General features: G+C 36.4%; 1 protein-coding gene. It reads left to right on the top strand.

What is annotated here, in order from left to right:
* Positions 1-250 (top strand): SapC family protein (locus ACFIK8_RS12850; protein WP_375669643.1); only part of this gene is annotated, 250 nt, incomplete at both ends.

Genomic DNA, 250 nt, shown 5'->3' on the forward strand with positions numbered 1-250 from the left:
CTTGCACAATTTAAAAATGAAAAAGAACTTTCTGTTTGCTTTGATCAGCAATCAGGCATGTTCAATGAGGTTGCAGGTACAGAACTTTTTAATTCGGATGGATCTGTTTCTCCCTTCATGGAAGAGCGTATTCGTTTTCTTGAAAGCTTTAAAAGCGCTATGGAAAAAACCGCTCAGTTTATCGATGCCCTTGTAGAGATGGATCTTCTGAGTCAAAAATCAATCAATGTAAAAAATGACAAAGGTCTTT

Source organism: Bartonella sp. MR168JLCBS, assembly GCF_042194175.1.